The sequence below is a fragment of the Yaniella soli genome (assembly GCF_054782375.1).
The window spans coordinates 1-5,938 of sequence record NZ_BAAGSP010000053.1 but is presented as its reverse complement, the minus strand read 5'-3'; the positions used below and the strand labels follow the sequence as shown (position 1 = coordinate 5,938).

The 5,938-nt window shown below is 53.6% G+C and carries 3 rRNA genes; all 3 read left to right on the top strand.

The window, feature by feature from the left end:
* Positions 1–257: 257 nt before the first annotated feature.
* The 3 genes from ACYVJT_RS14915 (at position 258) to rrf (ending at position 5,876) form a co-directional block, all read left to right on the top strand.
* Positions 258–1,790, top strand: a 16S ribosomal RNA gene (locus tag ACYVJT_RS14915).
* Positions 1,791–2,362: 572 nt separating this feature from the next.
* Positions 2,363–5,454 (top strand): 23S ribosomal RNA (locus ACYVJT_RS14910).
* 305 nt (positions 5,455–5,759) lie between these two features.
* Positions 5,760–5,876: ribosomal RNA gene (rrf, locus tag ACYVJT_RS14905) — 5S ribosomal RNA — on the top strand.
* The 16S, 23S and 5S rRNA genes sit together here, the layout of an rRNA operon.
* Positions 5,877–5,938 lie beyond the last annotated feature (62 nt).

Sequence of the window (5,938 nt, the reverse complement as noted above, 5' to 3'; positions counted from 1 at the left end):
CTGCACTGTGTTTGGTGTGGTTCATGGCTTGTTTGTGGATCGTGTGTTTTCACTGCCTGGTGGTGGCTCTGCGTTTGTGGGGTTGTTGGTGGGTGTGTGTGGTTGTTTGAGAACTCAATAGTGTGCCAAGTTTGTTTGATGCCATTTATTTTTGAATGGTTGCCGCGACTGTCATACCTCCGTGTGGTGGTTGTGGTGTTGCCAGGGATTGGGCTGTTTCCGGCCTGGTCTGTTTGATTGGATTTTTCCGTAGTTTTTGTATGGAGAGTTTGATCCTGGCTCAGGATGAACGCTGGCGGCGTGCTTAACACATGCAAGTCGAACGCTGAAGTTCCCAGCTTGCTGGGGATGGATGAGTGGCGAACGGGTGAGTATCACGTGAGTAACCTGCCCTTAACTCTGGGATAAGCCCGGGAAACTGGGTCTAATACTGGATATGACTGGTCATCGCATGGTGGTTGGTTGAAAGTTTTTGACGGTTTTGGATGGACTCGCGGCCTATCAGTTTGTTGGTGGGGTAATGGCTTACCAAGGCTTTGACGGGTAGCCGGCCTGAGAGGGTGACCGGCCACACTGGGACTGAGACACGGCCCAGACTCCTACGGGAGGCAGCAGTGGGGGATATTGCACAATGGGCGCAAGCCTGATGCAGCGACGCCGCGTGAGGGATGACGGCCTTCGGGTTGTAAACCTCTTTCAGTTGGGAAGAAGCCTTTCGGGGTGACGGTACCTTCAGAAGAAGCACCGGCTAACTACGTGCCAGCAGCCGCGGTAATACGTAGGGTGCGAGCGTTATCCGGAATTATTGGGCGTAAAGAGCTCGTAGGCGGTTTGTCACGTCTGCTGTGAAAGCTTAGGGCTTAACCCTGAGTTTGCAGTGGGTACGGGCAGGCTGGAGTGCAGTAGGGGAGACTGGAATTCCTGGTGTAGCGGTGAAATGCGCAGATATCAGGAGGAACACCGATGGCGAAGGCAGGTCTCTGGGCTGTTACTGACGCTGAGGAGCGAAAGCATGGGGAGCGAACAGGATTAGATACCCTGGTAGTCCATGCCGTAAACGTTGGGCACTAGGTGTGGGGAACATTTCCACGTTTTCCGCGCCGTAGCTAACGCATTAAGTGCCCCGCCTGGGGAGTACGGCCGCAAGGCTAAAACTCAAAGGAATTGACGGGGGCCCGCACAAGCGGCGGAGCATGCGGATTAATTCGATGCAACGCGAAGAACCTTACCAAGGCTTGACATGCACTAGATCGCCACAGAGATGTGGTTTCCCTTCGGGGCTGGTGTACAGGTGGTGCATGGTTGTCGTCAGCTCGTGTCGTGAGATGTTGGGTTAAGTCCCGCAACGAGCGGAACCCCTATTCTATGTTGCCAGCAATTCGGTTGGGGACTCATGGGAGACTGCCGGGGTCAACTCGGAGGAAGGTGGGGACGACGTCAAATCATCATGCCCCTTATGTCTTGGGCTTCACGCATGCTACAATGGCCGGCACAATGGGTTGCGAGACTGTGAGGTTGAGCTAATCCCATAAAACCGGTCTCAGTTCGGATTGGGGTCTGCAACTCGACCCCATGAAGTCGGAGTCGCTAGTAATCGCAGATCAGCAACGCTGCGGTGAATACGTTCCCGGGCCTTGTACACACCGCCCGTCAAGTCACGAAAGTTGGTAACACCCGAAGCCGGTGGCCTAACCCTTTTTGGGGAGGAGCCGTCGAAGGTGGGACCGGTGATTGGGACTAAGTCGTAACAAGGTAGCCGTACCGGAAGGTGCGGCTGGATCACCTCCTTTCTAAGGAGATATGTATATCTCAACGATATTAGAGAGTCGCACATGATTTTGGTATCAGCCGACAACATGTTGGTTGGTCTCGTGTGGGGCGTGGGTGGAACATCAAACAAATCATCAATCTCATCTCGTTTGTGGGGTGGGTTGGTGGTCTTGGCTTGCGATTCGATGGTGTGCTGGTAGTACTGATCGTGCTGTGTTCTTCGGAGCTGGTGTGATATGTGGAGGCTAGTAGATGATTGCGTCGCAAGCGTTGCAAGGTTTTGGCATACTGTTGGGTTTTGGGACAATCACTGCATCATGTGGTGATGTTCTTGTGAAAACATTGTTCTCGCCAATGTTGGACGCGACTGTTGTGGTCGTGGTCGGTGTTGTGTGGGGTGTTGTTGTGGTAACTGTATAGTGGACGCGAGCATCTTATTTATAAGAGTTCTAACACACCTGCCCTTGGGGTTGGGTGTGTGGCTTTTGATTGTTTGTATCTGTGTGACAGCGACTAGCATCCTTTTGGGTGTGGTTGTTGTGTTTGCTCAATTTGTGGCTTATGCGCTGACAGCCTGTTGTGGTTGTTGGTTGGGTAAGTCTTTTAGGGCGCACGGTGGATGCCTTGGTAATAGGAGCCGATGAAGGACGTGGGAATCTGCGATAAGCCTGGTGGAGTTGATAACCGAGCGTTGAGACCAGGATGTCCGAATGGGGAAACCCCACATGCATTGCTTCGGTTTTGTGTGTGACCGCTGGTTGAATGTATAGGCCAGTTGGAGGGAACGCGGGGAAGTGAAACATCTCAGTACCTGCAGGAAGAGAAAACAATTGTGATTCTGTCAGTAGTGGCGAGCGAACGCGGATGAGGCTAAACCTATCACGTGTGATACCCGGCAGGGGTTGCGTGGTTGGGGTTGTTGGGTGCATTCTGTGTCGTGCTGCCGCGCGGCGCGGTGGATGATGCCGGTAAGCGAAGAGGTTTGGATGCCTCACCGTAGAGGGTGACAGTCCCGTAGCTGAAACTGGTGTTGTTGCCGTTGAGTGTGACCCGAGTAGCACGAGGTTCGTGGAGTCTCGTGTGAATCTGCCAGGACCACCTGGTAAGCCTAAATACTTCCTATTGACCGATAGTGAATCAGTACCGTGAGGGAATGGTGAAAAGTACCCCGGGAGGGGAGTGAAATAGTACCTGAAACCGTGTGCTTACAATCCGTTCGAGCATTCCTTTTGGGGTGTGAGAGCGTGCCTTTTGCAAAATGAGCCTGCGAGTCAGTGATGCGTGGCGAGGTTAACCCGTGTGGGGTAGTCGTAGCGAAAGCGAGTCTGAAGAGGGCGTTGAGTCGCGTGTTCTGGACCCGAAACGAAGTGATCTACCCATGACCAGGTTGAAGCGCGTGTAAGAGCGTGTGGAGGACCGAACCCACTTAGGTTGAAAACTGAGGGGATGAGTTGTGGGTAGGGGTGAAAGGCTAATCAAACTTCGTGATAGCTGGTTCTCCCCGAAATGCATTTAGGTGCAGCGTTACGTGGTGCTTTCTGGTGGTAGAGCTACTGGTTGGCTGATGGGCCCTACAAGGTTACTGACGTCTGCCAAACTCCGAATGCCGGGAAGTTGAGCGTAGCAGTGAGACGGTGGGGGATAAGCTTCATCGTCGAGAGGGAAACAGCCCAGATCATCGGTTAAGGCCCCTAAGCGTGTGCTAAGTGGGAAAGGATGTGGAGTTGCTGAGACAACCAGGAGGTTGGCTTAGAAGCAGCCATCCTTGAAAGAGTGCGTAACAGCCCACTGGTCAAGTGATTCTGCGCCGACAATGTAGCGGGGCTCAAGCACACCGCCGAAACCGTGACTGCAACACTTTTGGTGTTGTTGGGTAGGGGAGCGTCGTGCACGAGGTGAAGCCGCAGTGTGAACTTGTGGTGGATTGTGTGCGAGTGAGAATGCAGGCATGAGTAGCGAATGACGGGTGAGAAACCCGTCCGCCGGATGACTAAGGGTTCCAGGGTCAAGCTAATCTTCCCTGGGTTAGTCGGGGCCTAAGGCGAGGCCGACAGGCGTAGTCGATGGATAACGGGTTGATATTCCCGTACCAGTGCTACACCGTCCATGACGAGCTGGTGATACTAACCACCCAAGCCTTACCTTTGCACCTTCGGGTGTGTTGGTTTGGTGAGCGTGGGACCTGAACTGGTGAGTCAAGCGCATTAACAGGTGTGACGCAGGAAGGTAGCCGGGCCAGGCAGTGGAATTGTCCTGGTCTAAGCGTGTAGGACGTCTGGTTGGTAAATCCGCCAGGCATGTGTCTGAGACGTGATGGGCGCCCACGTGGTGGGTGATTCGGTGATCCTATGCTGTCTAGAAAAGCATCGGCGCGAGGTGTGGTGTTGCCCGTACCCGAAACCGACACAGGTGGTCAGGTAGAGAATACTAAGGCGATCGAGACAATCATAGTTAAGGAACTCGGCAAAATGCCCCCGTAACCTCGGAAGAAGGGGGGCCTGGACCTTGAAGCCAACTTGCTTGGTGGAGGGGGTAAGGGCCGCAGAGACTAGGGGGAGGCGACTGTTTATCAAAAACACAGGTGCATGCGAAGTCGTAAGACGATGTATATGCACTGACTCCTGCCCGGTGCTGGAAGGTTAAGCGGATCTGTTAGCCCCTTGTGGGCGAAGCGGAAAAGTTAAGCCCCAGTAAACGGCGGTGGTAACTATAACCATCCTAAGGTAGCGAAATTCCTTGTCGGGTAAGTTCCGACCTGCACGAATGGAGCAACGACCTCTCCGCTGTCTCTACTATGAACTCGGCGAAATTGCATTACGAGTAAAGATGCTCGTTACGCGCAGAAGGACGGAAAGACCCCGGAACCTTTACTATAGTTTGGTATTGGTGTTCGGTGTGGCTTGTGTAGGATAGGTGGGAGACTGTGAAGCCATCACGCTAGTGGTGGTGGAGTCGCACGTTGAAATACCACTCTGGTCATATTGAACATCTAACTTTGGGCCATGATCTGGTTCAGGGACAGTGCCTGATGGGTAGTTTAACTGGGGCGGTTGCCTCCTAAATGGTAACGGAGGCGCCCAAAGGTTCCCTCAGCCTGGTTGGTCATCAGGTGTTGAGTGTAAGTGCACAAGGGAGCTTGACTGTGAGACAGGCATGTCGAGCAGGAACGAAAGTTGGGACTAGTGATCCGGCGACTCGTTGTGGAACGGTCGTCGCTCAACGGATAAAAGGTACTCCGGGGATAACAGGCTGATCTTGCCCAAGAGTTCATATCGACGGCATGGTTTGGCACCTCGATGTCGGCTCGTCGCATCCTGGGGCTGGAGTAGGTCCCAAGGGTTGGGCTGTTCGCCCATTAAAGCGGTACGCGAGCTGGGTTCAGAACGTCGTGAGACAGTTCGGTCCCTATCCTCTGCGCGCGTTGGAGAATTGAGAAGGTCTGTCCTTAGTACGAGAGGACCGGGACGGACGAACCACTGGTATGTCAGTTGTACCGCCAGGTGCATGGCTGATTAGCTACGTTCGGGATGGATAACCGCTGAAAGCATCTAAGCGGGAAGCCGGCTTCGAGATGAGTTCTCCTTGAGGTTCCCAGTAGACTACTGGGTTGATAGGCCGGATGTGGAAGCACAGACTAACGATGTGTGGAGCTGACCGGTACTAATAAACCGATGACTTATCCTACACCCCCCTTGTTTGTGGGGTGTGTGGTCAAGCAGCAAAGGGCTTGACAGTCACAAATTTTGTCGCAGATACTGCGTGACATTCAAAAGCGTCCACTTTTATGAGTATGCGTGCTCGTGTTCCACTATACGGTTACGACAACACCACCCCCACCCTGCAGCCCTCTAAGGCCCGGGTGGTTGGAGATGTTGAGTGTATGGAAATTTGATATTGTGTTGATCATCAACAAAAACCTGCGGGTTTTTGCGTGGTCCTAGGTTTACCCGCCAACACTCGGTTTGTGTGTTGGGTCTGGGTGGTAGGGTTACGGTGGTTATAGCGTGGGGGAAACGCCCGGTCCCATTCCGAACCCGGAAGCTAAGACCCACAGCGCCGATGGTACTGCAACCGGGAGGTTGTGGGAGAGTAGGTCACCGCCGGACAATAATTTGAGGGTATGGCCCCAACCACACACCATGATGGGTGTGCTGGTTGGGGTCATACA